Raw genomic sequence first — 21,977 nt, forward strand, 5'->3', positions numbered from 1 at the left:
CCAAGATAAAGGCAACAGTCAAGTAAGCTGAAACGATGACGTGTGTCGCCTTCGTCGGTGTCGCTGTATTAAACATTGCTTTTAATGGTTCGATTTGCGTCAACGTACCATTGACGATCTTAAATCCTTCTGGTGAGTTCATGAAGGAGTTGACTGTCGTGATGAAGAACGCTGATGCTGTCGCACCAATGACGACTGGAATCCCAATCAACCAGTGCAACCACGGATTTTTGAACCGGTCCCACGTATACAAGTAAATACCAAGGAAAATCGCTTCAAAGAAGAACGCGAACGTCTCCATAAATAGTGGCAGAGCAATTGTTTGACCCGCTACTTGCATGAGTGACGGCCAAAGTAATGATAGTTGCAAGCCGATTGCCGTCCCTGTTACGACACCGACCGCTACGGTAACGACGTATCCACGCGTCCACCGTCTTGCTAATAAGATATAATCTGGATCTTTGCGTTTCAGACCTATGAATTCAGCTGCCAGTACCATGAGCGGTACTCCGACACCAATCGTCGCGAAAATAATATGAAACGCTAGTGTGAGCCCTGTCAACAATCGACTGAGCACTACGGGATCATTGAACATGTATTTAGCCCCCTCTTCCTAAAACATACTTCTCTATATGGTCTATAACCGTATCATAGAGAACATAACCCTTTGTGTCTGTTTATAATGTTTGATGTAACAAATTGTTCACATATACACGTGATTTTTTTCACAAAATGTTCGAAAACTCTTATTCCTACATATATTAAAAACTTTCCCATTCCTGAATTCGAAAGGGAAAGCTTTATATCCTTTATTATTTCATAAAAACTTTTAAACATACTCTCGGAAATAATGGTCAAGTAAATCAATGACAAAAGAAATGGCTGATTCATCCGGGTTTAATGTTGGTTGATGCAAACCAGATGTCGGATTATCGACGCCGAGCCAGAACATCATCCCTGGGATCTCTTTCAGCATGAAACCAAAATCTTCCCCTGTCATCGCCGCGTCACATTCGATATAGTTGGCATTCATCTTTACGAATGATGAGAATTTATCCACGATTTGCCGGTCGTTGACGACTTCATAATAGCGATTACCGAATTGCAGATCGATTTTAACACCAAACGAAGCTTCGATTCCTCGAATGATGTCACGGACACGACGTTCGAGTTTTTCCATGTCTTCGCCGTTTAGCGCACGCATCGTTCCGTCAAGAACCGCTCTACCGGCAATGACATTCTCACGAATACCTGCATCCACTTTCCCAATCGTGATGACACTACAATTCATCGGATTAATGGATCGACTGACGATCGTTTGCAATTGCATGATCAAGGCAGCTTGCGCAACAACTGTATCAATCGTCAAATGAGGAAAAGCCGCATGACCACTTTGACCATAGATCGTGATATGAACTTCTCGAGCACTCGCGAACAGTACGCCTGGACGACTAGCAATCGTACCGACTGGATATTCCGGTGCAACGTGAAGACCATACATCTCACTCGGACGATATTTTTCAAATAACGGACTTTTAATCATCGGCTCCGCCCCGCCCGGTCCTTCTTCTGCCGGTTGGAATAAAAAGACGACATCATCCATGACTGGTAGTTCAACGATCCGTTTCATCAACCCTAAAGCAATCGAGGCATGCATGTCATGACCACATGCATGCATGAACCCTGGGTGTTCTGAGCAATACGGAAGCCCTGTCGCTTCTTCAATCGGTAACCCATCAATATCTGCGCGATACCCGATCGTTCGGTTTCCAGTCAATCCTTTCACTCGAACGAAAACACCCGTTTCGAACGTGTCATATGTGACACGATCTGGCGGATATGCACGAATTTGTTCCAATATAAAAGCTTGCGTCTTAAATTCCTTGAACCCGGGTTCCGGTATTTTATGAAGCGCGCGCCGCATTTCAATGGCGTATTCCATCTGACTGACTTCCTCCTTCTTCTTTTACGATGTCCCAAAAAGCTTGGACTTGTTTTAATTCAAGCATCGACTCCGTGGACAAGATCCAAGTATCTCGCTTCAGTACTTTTCCGGATGATGTCTTCAACGGAAGCTGCATGACTTCATTCGATTGCTGAATCGTCGACTCAGGTAAGATCGCAAAACCGATGCCATGTAACGCCATCTGTTTGCATGTCTCGATTTGGTCGACGACCAGTGTCCGAGATGGGGGACTTGCGAACCGATCTTGCCACCACTCTAAAATTTCTTGATAGTACGTCGAATCACTTTTGAACTGGATGAACGGGCGATCCGTCACACGCAATTGTTCAATCGACGTCAACTCACTATCAACTAGATAGAGCGGGTCTGAAAAAAGGCGCTCTTTAACACCTTTCCAGTCCGGGTTTCCACGAATGATCCCGATATGAAAGTGTTCCTCTAACATATGACGCATCATCTCACTTGACCATCCGGTGACCAACTGGACACGCACATGCGGATAACGCTCGACGAATCGTTTTAAGACACGGGGAAGCCAATATTGCCCCATGATGGAGGCGACAGCAATTCGAAGTGTTCCATACACGGCTCCCTCTTCTGCTGTCAATTCACTTTTTAGTTCCAGTTCCTTCCGATTCATCTCTTTTGCGAGACCAATCACTTTTTCTCCTTGCGGTGTGATGCTTAAGCCACGCGATGAACGAATGAATAGTTTGGTTCCCCAGCGTCTCTCAATCGCAACAAGACGTTGACTAAGCGCAGGTTGTGAAACGAATAATCGTTCAGCAGCTCGCCTCATATTCAATTCTTCCGATAAAGTGATCAACATTTCCATTTCCGACACTTGCAATGTGAGATTCGACTCCTCATGATATAAGATGGCATTAGTTTAACACGTTAGAAAGGACGATACATATGACACGCTATCATTTTATGTTCATCATCTCAACGATTGCAACGCTTGGCAGTCTCTATTTTAGTGAAATTCGTGGATTCATCCCTTGCCCTCTCTGTTGGTGGCAACGACTATTCATGTATACGACAGCCTTTTATTTACTTATTTCCTTATTCCGGTCGAAAACGATCGATCCACTCTTTGTACGCCTATATGTGCTTGCCGGCTTTGGTGTCGCCTTGTACCATGTCATCCTTGAGCGTTTACCCGATGGCGAAGCGTTATGTTCGAGTGGCTGTCTCATCAAATGGGTCAACTATTTCGGTTTCTTGACGATTCCGATGATGAGTCTCATTGCCTTTACATTACTATTAATTCTGGCGTTCTATCCAGCACGTTCGAACAATGAAGCGTAAGATATGAATCTTTGGTCAATACAAAGAAGGAGAAGTCAATTCGGCTTCTCCTTCTTTCGTCATTTTACATCACGTCCATCGATTGAAAACACTTACGGCGCTTGAGAACGCAAGCTCTGAGAGTTGTCCCGTCCCTTCACACCAGTCTCCGACGAAAGCGACACCTGCATGTCCCGGAATTTGAGTCGCAAGAGGACCTTGCCCCATTTTCCATTTGATTTCTTGTACGACTGCTCGTTTAATCGTTCGTTCTGCAACGATACGTTCTCTCCAGTCTGTGAAATGAACGTCAAGCATCTGTTCGATTCCCTTTCGAACATGTCCGATATAATCAGGATCCTCAAGTCGATCGTGTTCAAGATAAGCGATTGCTTGAAGGACTTGACCATCCTTTGGTGCGAGGCTTGCATCATAATGCGATAAATCCGTGATGAACGCTCGATGCGAACGGTCGTAGATGTATGAATACGGTGTTTGGATATAAGGCTGAAGTCCGAGATCATACACGAAAACTTCGACGGGTTCATGACTCGCATGCGGTGTCACGAATTTTTGGATCGTCGTTGGAGTCGCCATTTTTAAGATTTCACGTGGTGGTACGGCAAAGATGATCCGTTCCACATTCCATTCTTGTTTTTTTCGATCACGTACCAAGAATCCTGTCGTAGTCAATTCGACTGCTGTTATTTTTGTTTTTTTCAAGATCTCTCCGCGGTTCTCTAGGATGATCCGTTCCAATTCCTGTACTAACCCTTGCCAACCCCCTTCGATGTATGAGACAGGCTTTCGCGTCCGAAAAAGCTTTTGATAATACTCGAAATAGACATCTGATGGAATTTTTTCTGGTTCTGCCGTAAAAAAATTCGTTGATGCCAAATCAAGCATCAACTGTGCCACTTGTTCATCGACGCGTTCTGTTTTTAACCATTGCCCGATGGATTGTTGCGGATTCCCTCGTTCGACTCGTAAAATCGTTTTAATAATCTCCCATGTAAAACGTACTTTGTTCGTTCCTTCGATGACTTCTGTTTTCAGTAGTCCCCAGGCATTCGCAGGAACAGCCGTCAAATGACCTGAAAATTCATATTTCGCACGACGCGCTGAAAAATCAAGCCACGTCACTTCGATACCGAGTTGTTTCGTTAATTTGCGAAGAATTGATTGATCGCGTCCATAAATCGCATGGGCACCGTAATTAAATGTAAAGCCCTTTACGGTTTGAGAGGTGGCACGTCCTCCGAGTAATCCAGCATCCCAGAGCGTGACCGGTGTTCCTTGTTTTGCAAATAATGCCGCTGCTGTCAATCCGGATAACCCTCCACCTATGATCCCAATCGTCATACTCTCGCCTCCTCAACCATCGTTTCTCTTCTTTTCCCATAACGCCCGGAGAAGAATCGAAGAACATGAAAAAAGACATGATTTCAATCATGAAATCATATCTTCTTATTTTTGATTATGCTTTCCACCATTCATCAAGTGGTGAGACGGGCATATGATGCTTATGTCCAACACGTTTATACTGCGTCTCTAACTTTTCTTGACTTGCTTCTGAAATCGACTTACCTTCCAAATAATCATCAATTTCTTCGTATGTCATTCCGAGTGCCACTTCGTCTGGTAGTGCCGGACGATTTTCTTCAAGGTCTGCTGTCGGAACTTTTTCAATCAAGACTTCTGGGGCGTTCAAGTAACGTAAGAGTTGTTTCCCTTGCCGTTTATTCAGTCCCGTTAATGGCGTTAAATCACATGCACCATCCCCATGTTTCGTGTAGAATCCCGTCACGAATTCGGCTGCATGATCCGTTCCAACGACTAAACAGCCATAATGAGCAGCTAAATCATATTGACTCTTCATTCGTTCTCGCGCTTTCGTATTTCCTTTGCTAAAGTCTGAAAGTTCTGCACCTGTCGCCTCTTCGAATGCCCGCATCGATGCTTCGACCGCTGGTTTGATATTCACACGAAGCGAATGATCCGGTTGAATAAAAGTCAAGGCTGCCTGTGCGTCTGCTTCATCTTGTTGTTCACCGTAAGGCAAGCGGACCGCATAAAATGAGACATCTTGTCCCTCTTCTTTTCGCAACTCTTCAACTGCCAGTTGGCATAGACGACCTGCGAGCGTTGAATCTTGTCCCCCGGAGATGCCTAATACGAATCCCTTCGCCCCTGTATGCTTGAGATACGCCTTCAAGAAGGCTACCCGCTCGTTTACTTCTTGGGCTGGATCAATGATAGGTTTAACGCCTGTTACTTGGATGATTTCTTGTTGCATGAATAAATTCACTCCTTCACATCGTTTTGATCGTCATTTTGAATCAATCATTTGTTGATCCGTCGTTTGTTTTGCATTTGCTCCTTTGAACTGGCGGATTGTCGATACGCGAATTTCCTTGCTATCACCTAAAGAGGAGATCGGTAATTCCACCGTGTACTGTTTCGTTTCGCGTTTTGTGAACGTATCCTTTTCAATCGCTTGCGTGAATACTTGTTCTTTCTCAAAATCATACGTTACGTGTTGTTTCGCATCAATCAATTGAGCCTGAAATCGTTGCGAGGAAGGGTATGTCACGTTTACACTGTGATCATTTGGATTTGTTAAGGAAATGTCTAATTGCATCATACTGTCTTGCTTTGTCGTTTTGACTGCAATCTGAATCGGTTCGTTCATGGTTTTTGTTGCCTGTTGTTTCTTTTCTTGGCAACCTGCTAAACAAACAGTAAGCAGCAACAGAATGAAAACGAGACGTTTCATTTCATCCCTCCTTTTATCTAATCAATTTTATCACAAAAAAAAGCGAGAGAGGATTTCCTCTCTCGCACATTTCATCTCTTATGCTACAGGTAAAGTAGATGGATTCATCTTGAATGAAAACAATTGCTCTAAACCTGTCGCAAACAGTTCGTCACAGATATCTTCTGCCGCGTTTGCTGGTGCGACCAATGTAATCGTACGACTGTCCATTGTTTCGATCGTGACATATACCCCTGTTGTTGTCCGTTCCTTGTATCCTACTGCTAAATCAGTTTCAGCGAAAAGTAACATATCCCCGATTCTCCCCTTTTCTCATTCATATGCCAAGCCAAAAGATGACCTACATGCTTCGAATTCGTTGTTGTAGGTTTACTGTATCAAAGAGATGAAAAAAGAAGAGAATAGTCATTCGACATTTCATTTCAAAACAATATTCCAGTTCAAACAGGGATATTTTGGAATAATCTACATAGTTGTTGCATGCAAGCGTTTTTACGAGCGTTTCCAACACATTTCATTTCGATTTCAAAAAGATGACAACATAATTTTGATTATTTTACCATCATTTTTAGATAACAGGGAAAATATACCTAGACAATCGATGGCTCATTTTGTCGAATGATTCTTTCACACAATATTATTTTGAGTTCTCATGAACTTTCATCTATCATTCGATTCATTTGTTGCCAGACCGTTCCTAGTGCTTCTTCCCCACTTTCGATTCGAGTCAAGGCGAGTTCCGCCTGTAAAGCGACTTCATATTCTCGGTCTCGGCTCGCTTCACGCAGTCTTGGAATCGACTGTTCTGTTCCAACATCGAACAGGAATCGAGCAGCCCGCCAACGTACTAGTTTATTTTTATCCGTCAAAGCCTCCATCATCATTGGTTCAGCCTCTGGCATCGCCCAATCCGAAATCGTATCACCTGCTGTTCGTCGTACGATACCTGATGGATCATGGAGTGCACTTGTCAGATACTCTAGTAATTCTTCCCGATGTTCTTCGAACATCCCAAGCTTTACGATTGCTTGACGACGAATTTGCATTTTTTCATCCTGTAATAATCGTGCATACGCCGGAACCCATTCCATTTCAACAGGCAGTTCATCGAGCGCCGCGAATCGTTCTTTCCAATCAGACGAACGAATAGCTTGACCACTAAAGGCAATATCTTCCCCTGCTGCGAGCGACTTGAGACGTTCGATACGTTCGACTGGATATGCGATCTCAATCTCATTCGCTACTTCACGCAAACTTTCGTCAAGGTCACCGTATCGAGGTGCTTGTTCCACCCAGCGTCGATCGCTAATGACATTCTGAACGAACGGTTGGACGAATAGCGCTGCTTCTCGGAATCGTTCTGGCAACCCTTCTCGTTTTTCTTCTAAGCCTTTCACACCTTTGATTTGCATTGGTACGCCTAAAATGAACTGTACAAATAAATGGACTGGCTCATACTCAGCATCTGTCTCGTGCTGTTCAACGTCATTTAACGTTTCACCGAACGCACGTCGTATATCGATGACAAGCGAACGCCAATCATATTTCGGATAACGCTCGATCGATAAAAAGTCACTGACCTGATAAACAAACTTAACGCCAGGTATTTCAAGTAATCGCTGAATGTGTTCCGGTGCGCCAAAGGCATGCTCGAATGTCTGCCCCTTTTCCGAAAAGACCTCATCAACGATGACTTTCATGTTATTTGGACTTGGTGTTGGTTCAATCGCTACGATTTTCATGTGTATCCCCTCCACTTCTATCATTTCAGATATCTAATCTGAAATGCAAAGCAAATGCCCTACAGACATGACCGTAGGGCAAAAACTTACTTGAATGCTTCTTCGATAATTGCAACGAAGGCATCCGGTGTCTCAAGCATCCCCATGTGTCCACTGTCTGTTGACCGATGTATGAGATGATCATTTGTTGGTGCAAACGCACTTTCCTCTGAGATCAATGGATCCTTCGTACCATGAATGATGACACCTTTTACGTTTGCTTTCGTTAAAGCTTTCGTCATATCCCGACGATCTCGCATCGCAGAGAGTGCACGGATGGCTCCTTCGACGGTCATCATATACCCAATTTCAAGTGCTTCAGCAACAGCGAATTCATCGGCTCCTTCCGCAAATAAGGACGGAACAAGACCATTGACAAATTCTCTTACTCCAACTTCTTCGACGCGCGTGATATTTTGATTTCGTTTTTGTTTCGCTTGTTCATCATCTGCTTTCGCCGTTGAGTAAACGAGACCATATCCACTGATTTGGTCGGCATACCTTTCCACGATTGCAGCCGTGATGTACCCGCCAAAAGAGTGACCAACGATGATCGGCTTTTCAACACCACGTCGCTCTAGATCATCCATGACCCATTCTGCGAACCCCTCAATCGTATCAGGTCCGACATCCAGTCCTTCATGTCCTGGTAAACTCAACGGTAAAACTTCAAAAGAATGTCGTAAATTTGCCTCTACCCGATTAAAATAATCTGTCCCTCCTGTAAATCCATGTAGGAGTACAAGTGTTTGTTTTTCCATTGACTACCTCATCCCTTCCACTCAGATGCGAGCATACGGTACATCGTCAAGTTCATGAAACGACCATGACTATATGCATAATCTTCTAATAATCCTTCTGCTTGAAACCCTAATTTTTGAACCAATGCATTGGAAGCAAGATTCTCAGGTGCTACGAGAGCACTGATACGATGGAGAGCGAATTCCTCAAATCCGTAAGTCAGAACAGCTCGAGCCGCTTCGGAAGCCACCCCGCGTTGCCAATACTCTTGACTGACTTCAAAGCCAATTTCAGCTCGATGGTATTGGGAAAGCCAGTTATGAAAACCAATCGTACCGATCAATTGATTCGTTTCTGCATCAGCAATTGCCCAGCGAATCGCTTTACCTTGTGTAAACTGTTCCTTGAAGTAACTGATGACATTTTTTGCTTCATAGACTGTCACAAGCGGATCTGATCCGTAATAGTACATGACTTCATCATCTGATAGGATTTTAAACAATTCACGTGCGTCACGGTTTTCGAGCTCACGTAATACGAAGCGCTCGGTTCGCAATTCCGGGAATGGCTTTCGCAAGCCCCACATGCTCCATCACCTCTCTTTATGCTTCTCTATGTAGTATGCCCGTTTTCAGGAGTAAATATCCTTTCAGGCAATTCGAAGTTTTGCTACTATTGAATTATGAATGAGTTAGTCACGGAAAGGAAGCGAAGTGGTATGTCAAGTGCGTTACTTTACTTATATGAGGACGAAGAAAATCAACGCTTGACGATGTCAGGGGTGCATTTCTCTGATTTCGCCGCAGCCGTCGATTTAAAGCGTCCTTTGCTTATTTCAGGAAGTGATTTCAAGCAGACGAAACAATCGTTTCGGACAATGCTACATTATATCGAAGCGCATGAAATCGAACAGTTTTCACAATCCACGGATGTGCAGCGTCATCCATTGATCGCTATTGATATTCGTTCCTCCCATTCACTCGACGTATTAACGGATGTCGAAATCGCGGAATTATTATTTCTAATGCATATGAAACGTGGAATGCCACTTCCCTTCCTTGATTCGATTGAAAATGAATTGGTCTATTTTAGCGAGCATGACGGACTTCATGCTTCCGTTTACTTAAAAGACTGGGCAAGCGTCGAACAATTGATTGCTGATCTTGTGCAACGAAAATTCCGACAGCACGCACGATCCGTTGCCTCTGTTGCTTTAACAGCTGAAATCATGATCCATATCCGTCATTTTCTCGGAGAAGGGGTCCTGATTGATTTCGAAAGCGCAAAGCGATCAGTTTTTTCAAGAAATATTACGATTCCTGTCTATGTGGCTGGCCGTTATGAAGACATGAGCGTGTTACATGAAGATTTTGAAGCCGAGAAAGAATCGATTCTTAGACGTGGAACGCTTGTGTGCCGAAAAAAGAAATGGAGTTTTGAGTTAGATTGACCTTTAGCATCTTTTTCTTTTAGAAAAGGATGCTTTTGTTCTATTTGAATTTTAAATGATGATTCCTTCTTTACGGTTATTCTGGACAATGTGACAATATCGTTAAAAAATTTTTCGAATTTTCACACAAAATAAGACTAGCATCTTGTGAGGACTTCGCTATAATGAGGATAACCTTTTTAAGATAGAAGTTAGACCTGTTTTTTTGTAGGGATGGTACTGGAATCAGCAGAAGGAGGAATTCAATATGGATCAGTTAAAAGTGAACGGAATTGGCTCATTCACGAAATTTGCGACGAACGGGAACATCCTCAAATTAAAGGATGCGACACTCGGTGAAGTGAAACTGTCGCTGAATGAAGCGAGTTCAATGACCATCGCCCCTGTCGATGAAGAAAATGGACTTTTCGTCATTAAAGGGCAACAGCAGGAATCGCTTGTTGAACTGACGTTACCACGTCAATCCTGTGAGGTCGTTCACGCTTGGCTCCTCCATAAATTGAAACGCCATAAAAAAATACGCTTGATTGCGACAAGCTGACATTTGTATGAAAAACCTTAACTCAAGACTTCCATTCTTGAGTTAAGGTTTTTTTCTGTTTAAAAGCTTCGGTGATAAATTTTCAGAAAATATTGTTTTCTTAGATTCTTCATGTTATCCTTAGAAAAATTCAAACAGGAGGTTTTAAACATGACATATACATCGCTCATCCAAGTACGACTGATTGTGATTATGACCAGGGACTGAAGATTCATTTCTCGATTGAGAAGATGAAGACCAGGCCCTTTTCGTCATTTCGACAAGGCGTCTGATCACACGACGCCTATCCACGCACATCGTGGATGAGGCTTTTTTTATTGAAATTAGAATGAATGGAGGACAACACATGTTTAAGACAAAAGATACGTTCGCTTTAGGATTTATGATCTTCGCATTATTTTTCGGTGCAGGTAACCTAATCTTCCCACCAGAACTCGGCGCCCTTGCAAGTAAACAATTCCTCCCAGCCATCCTCGGCTTTATCGTGACAGGTGTTGGTCTTCCGTTGCTCGGCTTACTTGCTGTCGCATCCATCGGAGGCGGCATCAAAACGCTTGCTGCTCCTCTCCCTCGTTTTGTAGGTGCTGCCTTGACGTTTGCTCTCTACGTTGCCATTGGACCTTTCTTCGGAATTCCTCGGACATCGGTTGTCACGTATGAGCTCGGTGTTGTACCATTTCTCGGTGCGCCTTCACAAATGACATTAGTTCTCTCATCAAGTCTCTTTTTCATTGCTACGCTTTACCTCGTATTGCGTCCTGGTAAATTACTTGAAATCATCGGACGTTTCATCACACCTTTATTGCTGATTGCACTTGCTGCGTTAAGCATCAGTAGCATCGTCTCACCACTTTCAAGTGTCGCTTCACCAAGCAAAGCCTATGAGACGACAGGTCAAGCATTCATCCAAGGTTTTCTTCAAGGATACTTAACGCTTGATGCACTCGGCGCCTTAGTCTTCGGTGTCGTGGTACTTCATACATTAAAAAGTCGAGGCGTTCATGAACGAACAGCACAATTTAAAGTCGTCACTCGTGCTGGAACGATTGCTGCGGTTGCTTTGACACTCGTCTATATCGGACTCGGAATGATCGGACGTAATACATTTGCCGCAATCGGAAAAGTCGATGGTCCGACACTTCTTCAGCATTATGCGAATACAGCGTTTGGCTCAATTGGTTTAGCTGTACTTGGTCTTGCGATCCTACTTGCCTGCTTGACGACATCAGTTGGTCTCGTCACCGCATTTGCAGAATATATGATGACTCTTTCTGCACGTATCACATTAAAAACAGCAAGTATCTTCACGACTGTTCTTGGTCTCACAGTATCTATCGTCGGATTACAGACATTGTTATCAATTGCCGTTCCCGTGTTGATGTTCCTTTATCCAATCGTCATCGTCTTAATCGCACTAACATTCATGCGTCATCTGTTCCGTCGCAAGTCGGTCGTTTATCAGTCCACTCTTGGAGTAACGATTTTCTTCTCACTTTGTAGTGCGTTAAACCAACTCTCTCTTTTCCCGGGAAATCTCAAAACCTTCTATCAATCACTTCCTTTAGTGGATCAAAGTTTAGAATGGTTATTTCCGACACTTATCGCCTTTGGTATCAGTTCATGGTTTGGACACGTTTCCACCGCTTCAGTCACACAAAAACGCGCTAGCTAGTGATTCCGTTTTCGTAGCTATGGTATGATGAACAAAATGGTTATATTAATGGAGGCGTCATATACATGGATAAGATTGCTTGGATTACCGACAGCATGGCTTTTTTCGAGCCAGGAGAGGCTGAAAAAATCGGAGTCCATGTGATACCGACATTACTCATCTTGAACGGGGAGTCTTACCGGGAGTATGTCGATATCTCGATTGAACAATTGAATCAAAAAATGCAGGATGATTCGAAAATTTCACCTACGACTTCGCAACCGTCTTTTGGTGACTTCGTAACTCTATATGAACAGTTACTCGAAGACGGTTATGATTACGGATATGCGATTCACATCACGAGTGGCTTAAGTGGTACCTACTCCAGTTCGGTCGCTGCAGCTGAGGCTGTCGGTTTCCCGCTCTATGCGATTGATTCATACACGGGTGCTGCCAATCAACAAGAACTTGTCCGGATCGCACAGCGACTAGTAGCTGCTGGTAACGATCCAAAGGAAGTCATGTCGACACTTGAAACGTTTAAACACAAATCGCATTTTTATTTGATTATTGGAAATATGGAGACGATGCGACGTAGTGGTCGAGTTTCAGGAAGTCAATTTTTATTAGCGAACATGCTCAACATCAAGCCGATCGTTCAATTTAATGAAGAAGGACAGCTTGTTCCTTTCAAGAAGGTACGCTCGATCAAAAAAGCATTTAAGGAAATGATAACCGAGATCACTTCTAAAGTGACAGCACAAGGAGTCTACGATCGAACGCTATATATCGGTCATACGCTCGCTCATACTGCTGCTGAAGAATTGAAACGTTTGATTGTAACGGAACATCCTGAAATCAACGTTCGTATCACGCAATTCGGTCCTTCCATCTTGGCACATGCTGGTGCTGAGACGGTCGGCGTGTTCTGGTTCGACGACATTTCTCTACCTACAACTTGATACCTAACATTAAAAAATAAAGAACCGGACGGCCTTAAAAAGACTGTCCGGTTCTTTATTTTGCTTCGTATTTACGAAATAATTCTTCTAGCAACATCGCTTCGTCCAACATACGATGAATCGGTTCGTGCGGAAGTGCGATTTGATTCGATAATGTGTCGGAAGGATATACATCAAACGACACTTGTTCCATCTCAATAATATACTCAAGGATAGAATCAAGTGAGCTTTCCTTTTTAAATTGACGAAGCCAGTTTTCATATCGACGATCTACTTTTCCCTCTTTCAGCAATATCTCTCCACTAGCAATGATTGCCCATTTAGGCGGCGCATCGATTTGGAAAAGTTCCAACTGCTGATATTCTTCCATCGTTCGTTTCGTCACCGGAATGACACCGTTGATTGAGACCAATCGTTTTAATCTAAGATGCGCTCGCAACGTCATGAATCGCGGTCGTCCGGCGACTCGCTCAACAAGCAAGGTCGGTTTATCAATGGAACGCATCGTTTCTTCATCAAATAATAAACTATGATCTACATCTAATACTAGCATTAAGACACTCCTTTTTTTCTGCGGGAGACGATGAATGCATAGGAGCTACATAAAAGAATCACGGCAAAACAATAACCACCGATGACGTCTGAAAAATAATGAACGTTTAAAATGATGCGGGAAGCTCCCATGGCAAGAAATAACCCAATCGTCAACACCGATACGATTACTTTGCCAGTCGTTTTTAAATGCCGGAAAGCGACGACAAGAAATCCTACATATACAGCGAATGCCATCGCGGAATGACCACTTGGAAAACTATAGCCAACACCACCAACTAGCTCATTCAATGAAGGACGTTCTCGTACGAAAGCGAATTTGACGACTTGATTCAACGCTCCTACAGAGATCGCCATCAATACATACCAAATACTTGCGATACGATCTCGCCACAAGACATAACTCACTACTCCAAGTAACACCGTCATTGTCATCGCCCCAGGACCAGAGCCTAGTTGAGTGAACCAAGAGACATAGTCCCCTGGAACATGTTGAGACATGTACGACGATAATTGAGCGTCAAATAAAAAATAGCCCGTCATTCGAATCGAGACGGCGATGATCACGAACAAGACGACAGCGATGGATGCACCCACCCACGCCGCTCTTGCCCCCCGCATTAGTATGTCCCCTTACGTTCTTCTAATTCTTCTGCTGAATAATCTTCCTTATCCCGCAAACGATGCGCCAAACGCCCTGATGCATTTGCTGCGATGGCTGCAACGATATCGTCCATGAACGTGTTGACTTTTCCGTCCCCAAGCTTCGTATCGAGTTCTTTGATGATCCCAACCTTCGCCTTATCCAAATATCCGAATGTCGTAACAGCGATAGAACCGTACGTATTGACAGCACCAATCGCAATCGTCTCATCTACGCCAAATAGCCCTTCATCGCTTTGGATGATGGACAGGAGGGGTTCTGATAATAACCCTTTTTCCGCCAAGATATCTAGTTCTGCTCCGACGAGAATCGCATGTTGTAATTCACGTTTTTCAAGAACACGTTCCACTGAACTGACACATGTTTCAATTGTCAGATCCACTGTGTATGGGGCCTGCATTTGGTACACGATCTCAGCGATCGCATGAATCGTCACCCCGCGTTCATGTAACTTGTCAATTGCTGCTTGTTTGACCTCTTTTGAATGTGTTTTCTTCATGACTATATCCACCTCTCCAACAAAGTACTTCATTAGTATACACGGATTCCAAAGCTCCTCTCAAACTTCTTTGACATCGACGCCAGAATCCGTCATGATTATTTTGTAAAGCGTTATCATTTCAGGGGAAAGTAGGGGATTTTCGATGAACATCGGGGTTGTATTGTTTCCATCGAAACGCGTTCAAGATTTTGCCAATTCATACCGAAAGAGATATGACTCGAAGTATTCACTGATCACACCTCATATCACGCTACGGGAGCGGATGGAAGTCGATGAGACAGAATTAGACCACATCGTGACGGAGTTAAATCGAATCGCGTCCGAAACGAAGCCTGTCAATTTGCACATCCAAGGAGCTCGTTCGTTCCATCCGACGAACAATGTCTTGTTCCTTAAAGTAATGCCTACGGATGAGTTAGAACAATTACATCGCGCTTTGCATACGGGACCACTCGAACATAAGCCGAAATACGATTTCTTGCCACATATCACAATCGGTCAAGAACTGTCGGATGTCGAACTGTTCGATGTACTAGAACGTCTCAAGATGGAAGATATCCGTTTCCAAGAGGACGTCACGAAAATGGCTTTATTGTATGAACTGGAGAACGGAGCTTGGAGTGTCTATGAGACATTCCGCTTCACAGGTCAATGAATGATTAAACTTCCCGGTCGAAGCTTCGACCGGGAAGTTTTAGTTCTGGTAATACACCGTATGCATTTGCCTGTTCTTCTAAAAAGTCGTCCGCTTCGTGTTCGCGGTAAGGGTCAGTTGGGCGTATCGGTTGAACTCGAGCGACTGGTTCAGTCTTTAGCTGTGGATCGACACGTACTTGACGATTGACATATTGTACGACTGTAAAATCGATTGCGTTCATCCTCTGCACTTCCTCTCTCCTTCAACATGTTCATATTTGACACTTCCCCGATCCAGCACAAAAAAAACCAAGCCCCCTTCTCAGGAAAGCTTGGTTCAATCTGTTATCTATTAAAGAATGTGGAATCCACTATCGACGTGAAGGATTTCTCCTGTCACCCCACTCGACATTTGTGAAAGCAAGAACAGTCCACTTTGACCAATTTGTTCTGTCGTCACGTTACGATGAAGTGGCGCGCGTTCTTCGATGCTATCAAGGATTGAGTTGAAATCGCCGACACCTTTTGCGGATACTGTCCGAATTGGACCAGCTGAGATCGCATTGACACGAACGCCTTGCTGACCGTATTCAGCAGCGAGATAACGAACGCTTGCATCTAATGCGGCTTTCGCAACACCCATGACGTTGTAGTTCGGAACCATCTTCTCACCACCGAGGTACGTCAACGTGATGACGGATGCATCTTCCGTAAAGAAATCTTTCGCCGCTTTGACGACTGCTGTTAAGCTGTAGGCTGAGATATCAAGTGCTTGCGCAAACTGTTCACGCGTTACCCCAGAAAACTCACCGCGAAGCGCTTCTTTATCCGCGAATGCGATCGAGTGAGCGATCCCTGAAATCTTACCGTGGTCCGCATGAATCGTTTGGAAGACCTGTTCAATCTCTTCGTCACTCGTGACATCACACGTATAATAAGAAGCCGGTCGTGATAATTCTTGTCCTAATTTTTCAAGTGGTGCCTTGAAACGTTCTCCGACATATGTAAATGCCAGGCTTGCTCCAGCAGCGTCGAGCGCACGTGCGATACCCCATGCAATCGAACGTTGATTAATGACGCCCATGACGACGTACGTCTTGCCTTCGAGTGAAGGATAAATATTCATGATAAAGTCCCCCTTGAATTAGTACCTGGTAATAAAACCTATCTTCAGGTTACAAAAACGTAACGCTTCTGTCAACCATCGCTCTTGATATTGCGGATTTGATAAATTACGGTAATATAGAAAGAGATAGAAAGTAGGGATGAAATGAATCGATTCAAATCATTTACACAACGTTATGATCATACGTTGCTTTTTTTACTCGCCTGTCTGATGGTCATCAGTATCATCGCCATCTATACAGCACAACCTTCGCTTAAAGGTGCGATCAGTGCCATCAACTTCTCTGCCAAACAAATTCAATGGTATGTCATCGGCTTCATGGCGTTATCCGTCGTCATTTTCATCGATTATGAACAGTTGAAGCGATTCCACTGGTTTTTATATGGAGCAGGTATCGTGTCATTGATCGGTCTTGTCGTTCTTCGAAACACACCAATCGTCACTGAAATCAAAGGGGCATACGGTTGGTATCAATTCCCCGTTATCGGTACGGTTCAACCGGCTGAGTTCATGAAGTTCTTTTTGATCGTGACGCTCGCTGCCGTCATTACCGAGCACAATGCGCGTTATGTTCAACATGAAAGAGATCTCTTGTTACTTATCAAGTTAGTCGCGGTTACAGCCTTGCCGCTCGGTCTTATCATCATTCAGCCCGATTTAGGGATCGGTTTGATTCTATGCGTCATCTTAGCATGTGCGATGTTGTTATCCGGACTAAACTGGAAATGGCTTTTGACGATGTTCGGTCTGTTCGCAGGAGCCGTCATCATCTTCTTTTACCTGTTCTTTTTCCAAAATGATTTACTCGCAACCTTTTTCCCAGGTCACGCGATGAACCGGATCATGGCTTGGTTGCAACCGTTCGAATATGCGGATGATCTGTCGTACCAGCTCGTCCAAGCAATCAACGCTACAGGTTCAGGGCAAATGTTCGGCGTTGGATACGGGAAACTGCAAGTGTTCGTTCCGGAATTGCATACAGACTTCATCTTTACGACGATTGCCTCTCACTACGGTTTCATCGGGGCTGCCATCGTCTTGATCGTATTGTTCCTGTTCGTCTATCGGTTGATTCAGATTGCTCTCGAGACAGCGGATCCATTTGGTACCTATATCGTGACAGGATACGTCGCGATGTTTACGTTCCAAATTTTCCAAAACATCGGGATGACGATTGGTGTCTTACCGATCACAGGCCTTCCCCTACCGTTCATCAGTTATGGTGGATCAACGATGATCGTAAACCTCGTCGGTCTAGGATTGATCATGGCAATCGCCTCTCAATCTCGGATTTCCATGTTCGATGAAGACTAAACACAAATAAAAGGCAGTGGACCAAGTCCATTGCCTTTTATTTGTGCACTTTATCATTCCAGTCGGAGATCCTCAGGAAGTGGTGCTTCAAAACGAACCTGTTCTCCCGTCGCAGGATGAAGGAACGTTGCTGACGCACTATGAAGCGCCTGACGCGGAAGTAACGGGTTCCCTTGATACATCGTATCGCCAATCAAAGGATGCCCAAGAAAAGCAAGGTGGACACGAATTTGGTGTGTCCGACCTGTCTCTAGTCGGATATCGAGTAATGAGATTTCTTGGTCAAAGGCTCGAACTAGACGGCTATTTAAGATATGTGTGATGGCTCGTTGACCATCTGGTCGTACCATCCGTTCCATGAAGGAATGATCAGTTTGACCAATCGGTTGATCAATTGTTTGTACCGGTACGTTTCCGGGTGCATACGCTAAATAATGTCGTTCTAATTCATTGGATCGTTGCATGAGACTCATCCGGTGATGGGCAAGCCCGTGTTTTGCGAACAAGACGAGACCACTCGTGTCTCGATCGAGTCGATTGACGATATGGATCGCATACGGAATTCCTTGTTTTCGATAATAACCAAGAACATAATTCGACAATGAGTGTTCCGGATGCAATCGTGAGGGAATCGATGCCATCCCCGGTGGTTTATTGACGACGAGCAACCAATCATCTTCAAACAAAATATCGAGTTCCCCTTCTGTCGCCACCATATCCGGTGCTGGTGTCTCTTCCGGGAAGAAGACGTGGACGCGGTCACCCACGCACAAGACGTCGTGGACGTTAACATGCTGACCATTACGCGTAATATCCCCATGATTTTTAATCGATACTAACATTTTCCGCGAAATCCCTAAGCGGGTCGTACAAAAATGACTGACACGCCAGCCATCCTCGATGTCAGTCACCATCTGTTGTAGCTGAAATCCATTCATGTTTCCATTTCCTTTACTTTAACGTCTTTCGTCTGCCAGGAAAGATTCCCGCACCCGTTGCCAAAACGGGAAAGAACGAAAACGAGCAAATTTCACTTTTTTATCTGATACCCGACACCGGATCGATGTCACATTTTGATGGACAATCGAAGCATAGTGGTCATAGGTCATCTGAAAATCAATCGGATTGACGGGACGAATTTCGACATCATGATGTTTCGGTAACAACATCGGTGAGCCGATCGTCCGGTAAACACGATTATTGATCGAAGCCATTTCTGTGATTTGGATCGCTTCGAGTGCCGGGTGGACGATCGCACCGCCGAGCGCCTTGTTATATGCCGTCGAACCAGAAGGTGTCGATATACATAACCCGTCACCTCGAAACGTCTCAAAATAGTCGCCTCGAATCGATAAATCGCAGACGAGTGTTTGATTGAAACTTTTGATCGTACACTCGTTCAAAGCAAGCAGTTGATTATGCGAGCCATCCGCATAGTCAATTGATAGTTCAAGCAGCGGGTATTCGACCGTCGCTAAATCCTGCTTCGCGATATGATCAATCAACTCATCCATCTCTTCAGGACGCCAATCCGCATAAAAACCAAGGTGTCCTGTATGAATCCCTACAAGGGTAATCGTCTCTACTTGATCGAGATACGAATGGAACGCTTGTAACATTGTCCCGTCTCCCCCGATTGAGACGACGATTTCCGGTTGACTGACATCAAGCACACATCCCCGCTCCGTCAACGCCTGCTCGAGTTGTTGTTTTAGCGCATGAGAACGCTCATCATCACGAGCCGTGATTGCAAAACGCATGGTCATCCCCCTACTCTTTTAATCGTTCCGACGCCTTAGCGTCGCGTTGAAAGACGAGTTGCGCGTCTTGGATTTCTACTTTCAATTGACTCATCTCCGCATCAAGCAAAAATGCCGCTTCTGCCGCCCGCCGCAGGCGCTCACGCGTTTCTTCCGGAATGTTCCCTTGGTACTTGTAATTTAACGAGTGTTCGATCGTCGCCCAAAAGTTCATCGCAAGCGTCCGAATTTGAATCTCGACTAATGTCGGTACTTCACCTTCGATCGTCTGTACTGGATAAGCAATGATGACGTGATACGATCGATAACCACTATCCTTCTTTTGAGTGATGTAGTTACGTTCCTCGACGATTTTAAAATCACCGCGCGAACGTAATAGTTCAAGAACATGAATGATATCATCGACGAATTGACACATGATTCGTAATCCGGCAATATCCTGCATATCTTGTTCCAATGATTCACGCGCAATTGCTTTTCGTTCTGCTTTTTGAAGAATGCTTTTTACAGGTTTGACCCGTCCTGTGACAAATTCAATCGGTGAATGCTCTCCCCGTTGCTGAAATTGTTTACGAATCGCTTTTAGCTTTACTTTCAACTCATCGACCGCGATTTGATACGGCGCAAGAAATAAATCCCAATTTTCTTTTGTCATCTGATTTGTCACCACTTTTAATCGAATAGTATTGGTTCAGTGCCTGTTCCTACCTCATTCATGTTATCATATTTTCAGACATTCAACTAGAAAGGCGTGATTCCGATTAGACAAGAATTGGAAATCGAATTCAAGAACTTATTGTCTGAACAAGAATATCTATCGTTATTTACCCATTATGCGTCAACTAAACAACCCATTTGGCAAGCAAATGATTATTTTGATACGCCTGATTTCGAACTTCGAAAAAAAGGTGCTGCCTTACGGATACGTGAAAAAAAACAAGGACTCGTCCTTACTTTAAAACAACCTCATGAAAATGGATTGCTTGAAACACATGTCACACTATCAGCAAGTGAAGCGGAAGATCTATTCAAATACGGTCTGATTCACTCCGAAGAGATGAATCACCAGTTGTCGTCTTTTGACTTGCAAGGTTCGTTGGAACATTTAGGACGTTTAGAAACCGAACGCATCGAGACGGTGCTTCCAGAAGGCTTACTCGTCCTTGATAAAAGTCGCTATCTCGGACATACCGATTATGAGTTAGAGTTTGAGGTCAGCAACTTCGAACAAGGGCAAAAGGATTTCGAGCGACTTCTTTTAGCACACGATATTCCGCAGCGCAAAACTAAAAATAAAATCGTTCGCTTCATGGAACGTAAAGCGCTTACTTGAATTTTCGTGTAGGACTGAACAAGCAAAACCTTTGCTCTTTCTTTTTTTTCGTTGCTAAAATAGGGTAACGATAACAACAGGAAGGGGTGAACGGATGGAACACGCACAATGTAACGGATCTTATTGTTCATTGGACGAACCATCGATTCAACAACCGACGAAACCTCTGGAAATCTATCATTTTCTAGATGTGACACAAACGGACGGTTTACGGTTGATACCCGTTCTCAAGAAATTAGAGCTAGAATATGGTCATCTTTTTCGTCTCCGCACGATTGCTACGATTCCTTGTGCTCCTTCACGTTCCGCGTGCGATATGTCACCACTCGTCATCCTAAAAGCAATCGAGCTTCAAGGAAAAACGTTTGGTATGCGGTTCATGCGACGCCTTCGGATGCTTCATAATGTCGAAGGTGAGAGTGCTTACAGCCGTCCATCATTGATGCGGTTAGCCGAAGCATTGACAGAGTATGGTCTGGATTTAGGTGAATTCCACCGTGATGTCTCGTCGGACACGATTCAGCAAATGCTTGAGAAAGAGACTGAACTAGTCACGGAATGGGATGTCCGAATTCTTCCGACACTCGCTTTCGTTGGAGATGAGGAAGCCATTAAGGCTGAAGGACCTTATGAGTATTTGGTCTATGTTTCGATCTTAAGTGAACTGCTAGATCATACGATTGAAAAACAACCGAAGCCACCACTTGAACAATTCTTGAGACGGTATGAAACAGCAACTACGGCTGAAATCGCCTTTATTTATGACGCTCCTGAATCCCAGATTGAACACGAACTAAAAAAACTGGTCTTACAACAGAAATGTGCTTCTCTATCGTATTGTGATGGAAAAGTATGGCGTCATTTAAAAGATTCAGCACATGCTTAATACAAAAAAGGACAGTGGAAGCTGTGAACTGCCCCATAAAAGTTGG

27 protein-coding genes are annotated in these 21,977 nt (G+C 44.1%); 9 read left to right on the forward strand and 18 right to left on the reverse strand.

From position 1 onward, the window contains the following. From B4F99_RS15330 to B4F99_RS15340, 3 genes are all read right to left on the reverse strand, one after another. Positions 1 to 595, reverse strand: a 595-nt coding sequence (locus tag B4F99_RS15330; protein ID WP_290759431.1) for a cytochrome ubiquinol oxidase subunit I, incomplete at its 3' end; no start/stop codon positions are given. A 234-nt stretch (positions 596 to 829) separates the two neighbouring features. Next, positions 830 to 1,942, reverse strand: a complete 1,113-nt coding sequence (locus B4F99_RS15335) for an N-acetyldiaminopimelate deacetylase (protein ID WP_214854656.1) — start codon at positions 1,940 to 1,942, stop codon at positions 830 to 832. Continuing rightward, positions 1,926 to 2,816 (reverse strand): LysR family transcriptional regulator, encoded by an 891-nt coding sequence (locus B4F99_RS15340; protein ID WP_023468861.1) that lies wholly within the window; start codon positions 2,814 to 2,816, stop codon positions 1,926 to 1,928. The genes B4F99_RS15335 and B4F99_RS15340 overlap by 17 nt, the downstream gene beginning before the upstream one ends. Positions 2,817 to 2,881: 65 nt before the next feature. Between B4F99_RS15340 and B4F99_RS15345 the strand changes: the two genes are divergently transcribed. Then, positions 2,882 to 3,277, forward strand: coding sequence for a disulfide bond formation protein B (locus tag B4F99_RS15345; protein WP_035406674.1), 396 nt, complete (start codon positions 2,882 to 2,884; stop codon positions 3,275 to 3,277). Positions 3,278 to 3,346: 69 nt separating this feature from the next. On the opposite strand, the gene B4F99_RS15350 is transcribed toward B4F99_RS15345, so the two are convergent. The 7 genes from B4F99_RS15350 to B4F99_RS15380 form a co-directional block, all read right to left on the reverse strand. Then, a complete protein-coding gene (locus B4F99_RS15350; RefSeq protein WP_290759434.1) occupies positions 3,347 to 4,618 on the reverse strand; it encodes an FAD-dependent oxidoreductase in 1,272 nt (423 codons plus the stop codon). 115 nt (positions 4,619 to 4,733) lie between these two features. Then, complete coding sequence (gene nadE / locus B4F99_RS15355) at positions 4,734 to 5,552, reverse strand: ammonia-dependent NAD(+) synthetase (RefSeq protein WP_035406669.1); 819 nt, start codon at positions 5,550 to 5,552, stop codon at positions 4,734 to 4,736. Positions 5,553 to 5,585: 33 nt separating this feature from the next. After that, positions 5,586 to 6,032: a BsuPI-related putative proteinase inhibitor gene (locus tag B4F99_RS15360; RefSeq protein ID WP_214854660.1), complete on the reverse strand. Its 447-nt coding sequence runs from the start codon at positions 6,030 to 6,032 to the stop codon at positions 5,586 to 5,588. Between the two features lie 78 nt (positions 6,033 to 6,110). Further along, on the reverse strand, positions 6,111 to 6,323 hold the full coding sequence (locus tag B4F99_RS15365) for a hypothetical protein (protein WP_214854661.1): 213 nt from the start codon (positions 6,321 to 6,323) through the stop codon (positions 6,111 to 6,113). Positions 6,324 to 6,682: 359 nt separating this feature from the next. Further along, entirely contained in the window at positions 6,683 to 7,774 is a 1,092-nt protein-coding gene (locus tag B4F99_RS15370; protein ID WP_056062400.1) for a conserved virulence factor C family protein, read from the reverse strand. 86 nt (positions 7,775 to 7,860) lie between these two features. After that, a complete protein-coding gene (locus tag B4F99_RS15375) occupies positions 7,861 to 8,574 on the reverse strand; it encodes an alpha/beta fold hydrolase (RefSeq protein ID WP_214854664.1) in 714 nt (237 codons plus the stop codon). 8 nt (positions 8,575 to 8,582) lie between these two features. After that, positions 8,583 to 9,140, reverse strand: a complete 558-nt coding sequence (locus B4F99_RS15380) for a GNAT family N-acetyltransferase (protein ID WP_035406655.1) — start codon at positions 9,138 to 9,140, stop codon at positions 8,583 to 8,585. A gap of 132 nt (positions 9,141 to 9,272) precedes the next feature. On the opposite strand from B4F99_RS15380, the gene B4F99_RS15385 reads away from it, so the two are divergent. The 4 genes from B4F99_RS15385 to B4F99_RS15400 all read left to right on the forward strand — a co-directional run bounded on the left by B4F99_RS15385 (position 9,273) and on the right by B4F99_RS15400 (position 13,158). Then, positions 9,273 to 10,004, forward strand: coding sequence for a hypothetical protein (locus B4F99_RS15385; RefSeq protein WP_290759444.1), 732 nt, complete (start codon positions 9,273 to 9,275; stop codon positions 10,002 to 10,004). Between the two features lie 247 nt (positions 10,005 to 10,251). Next, entirely contained in the window at positions 10,252 to 10,545 is a 294-nt protein-coding gene (locus tag B4F99_RS15390; protein ID WP_290759447.1) for a hypothetical protein, read from the forward strand. 346 nt (positions 10,546 to 10,891) lie between these two features. Next, on the forward strand, positions 10,892 to 12,217 hold the full coding sequence (brnQ, locus tag B4F99_RS15395; protein WP_290759450.1) for a branched-chain amino acid transport system II carrier protein: 1,326 nt from the start codon (positions 10,892 to 10,894) through the stop codon (positions 12,215 to 12,217). A gap of 65 nt (positions 12,218 to 12,282) precedes the next feature. Beyond that, on the forward strand, positions 12,283 to 13,158 hold the full coding sequence (locus tag B4F99_RS15400) for a DegV family protein (RefSeq protein WP_214854673.1): 876 nt from the start codon (positions 12,283 to 12,285) through the stop codon (positions 13,156 to 13,158). Positions 13,159 to 13,213: 55 nt separating this feature from the next. Here the strand turns inward: B4F99_RS15400 and B4F99_RS15405 are convergent, their stop codons facing one another. Genes B4F99_RS15405 through B4F99_RS15415 form a run of 3 tightly spaced genes read right to left on the reverse strand, consistent with a single transcriptional unit; the run spans position 13,214 to position 14,873 of the window. Beyond that, positions 13,214 to 13,711, reverse strand: coding sequence for a hypothetical protein (locus tag B4F99_RS15405; RefSeq protein WP_214854675.1), 498 nt, complete (start codon positions 13,709 to 13,711; stop codon positions 13,214 to 13,216). Then, entirely contained in the window at positions 13,711 to 14,331 is a 621-nt protein-coding gene (locus tag B4F99_RS15410; protein WP_290759455.1) for a phosphatase PAP2 family protein, read from the reverse strand. Before B4F99_RS15410 ends, B4F99_RS15405 begins: the two co-directional genes overlap by 1 nt. After that, complete coding sequence (locus B4F99_RS15415) at positions 14,331 to 14,873, reverse strand: phosphatidylglycerophosphatase A family protein (protein WP_034786059.1); 543 nt, start codon at positions 14,871 to 14,873, stop codon at positions 14,331 to 14,333. Before B4F99_RS15415 ends, B4F99_RS15410 begins: the two co-directional genes overlap by 1 nt. Before the next feature lie 145 nt (positions 14,874 to 15,018). Here B4F99_RS15415 and B4F99_RS15420 point away from each other — a divergent pair, with 145 nt between their 5' ends. Continuing rightward, entirely contained in the window at positions 15,019 to 15,531 is a 513-nt protein-coding gene (locus B4F99_RS15420) for a YjcG family protein (RefSeq protein WP_290759458.1), read from the forward strand. 4 nt (positions 15,532 to 15,535) lie between these two features. Here the strand turns inward: B4F99_RS15420 and B4F99_RS15425 are convergent, their stop codons facing one another. Together B4F99_RS15425 and fabI are read right to left on the reverse strand one after the other, a co-directional pair. Continuing rightward, positions 15,536 to 15,754, reverse strand: a complete 219-nt coding sequence (locus B4F99_RS15425; protein ID WP_023468878.1) for a hypothetical protein — start codon at positions 15,752 to 15,754, stop codon at positions 15,536 to 15,538. A gap of 110 nt (positions 15,755 to 15,864) precedes the next feature. Further along, complete coding sequence (gene fabI / locus B4F99_RS15430; RefSeq protein WP_029342212.1) at positions 15,865 to 16,638, reverse strand: enoyl-ACP reductase FabI; 774 nt, start codon at positions 16,636 to 16,638, stop codon at positions 15,865 to 15,867. 144 nt (positions 16,639 to 16,782) lie between these two features. Between fabI and B4F99_RS15435 the strand changes: the two genes are divergently transcribed. Beyond that, on the forward strand, positions 16,783 to 17,952 hold the full coding sequence (locus B4F99_RS15435; RefSeq protein WP_035396680.1) for an FtsW/RodA/SpoVE family cell cycle protein: 1,170 nt from the start codon (positions 16,783 to 16,785) through the stop codon (positions 17,950 to 17,952). Between the two features lie 53 nt (positions 17,953 to 18,005). Here B4F99_RS15435 and B4F99_RS15440 read toward each other — a convergent pair whose 3' ends face one another. The 3 genes from B4F99_RS15440 to B4F99_RS15450 are packed head-to-tail and all read right to left on the reverse strand — an operon-like array spanning position 18,006 to position 20,367. Then, positions 18,006 to 18,890 carry an RluA family pseudouridine synthase gene (locus tag B4F99_RS15440; protein WP_290759462.1) on the reverse strand — a complete coding sequence of 295 codons (885 nt, stop codon included), beginning with the start codon at positions 18,888 to 18,890 and terminating at the stop codon, positions 18,006 to 18,008. Positions 18,891 to 18,908: 18 nt separating this feature from the next. Next, positions 18,909 to 19,712 carry an NAD kinase gene (locus B4F99_RS15445; protein WP_035406625.1) on the reverse strand — a complete coding sequence of 268 codons (804 nt, stop codon included), beginning with the start codon at positions 19,710 to 19,712 and terminating at the stop codon, positions 18,909 to 18,911. Between the two features lie 10 nt (positions 19,713 to 19,722). Further along, positions 19,723 to 20,367, reverse strand: a complete 645-nt coding sequence (locus B4F99_RS15450; RefSeq protein WP_035396676.1) for a GTP pyrophosphokinase — start codon at positions 20,365 to 20,367, stop codon at positions 19,723 to 19,725. A gap of 96 nt (positions 20,368 to 20,463) precedes the next feature. Here B4F99_RS15450 and B4F99_RS15455 point away from each other — a divergent pair, with 96 nt between their 5' ends. Beyond that, complete coding sequence (locus tag B4F99_RS15455) at positions 20,464 to 21,045, forward strand: CYTH domain-containing protein (RefSeq protein WP_290759465.1); 582 nt, start codon at positions 20,464 to 20,466, stop codon at positions 21,043 to 21,045. A 94-nt stretch (positions 21,046 to 21,139) separates the two neighbouring features. Continuing rightward, positions 21,140 to 21,931, forward strand: coding sequence for a DsbA family protein (locus tag B4F99_RS15460; RefSeq protein WP_214854681.1), 792 nt, complete (start codon positions 21,140 to 21,142; stop codon positions 21,929 to 21,931). Positions 21,932 to 21,977: the final 46 nt, after the last annotated feature.

This window comes from Exiguobacterium sp. UBA3491 (assembly GCF_002377745.1).
Taxonomy (GTDB): domain Bacteria; phylum Bacillota; class Bacilli; order Exiguobacteriales; family Exiguobacteriaceae; genus Exiguobacterium_A.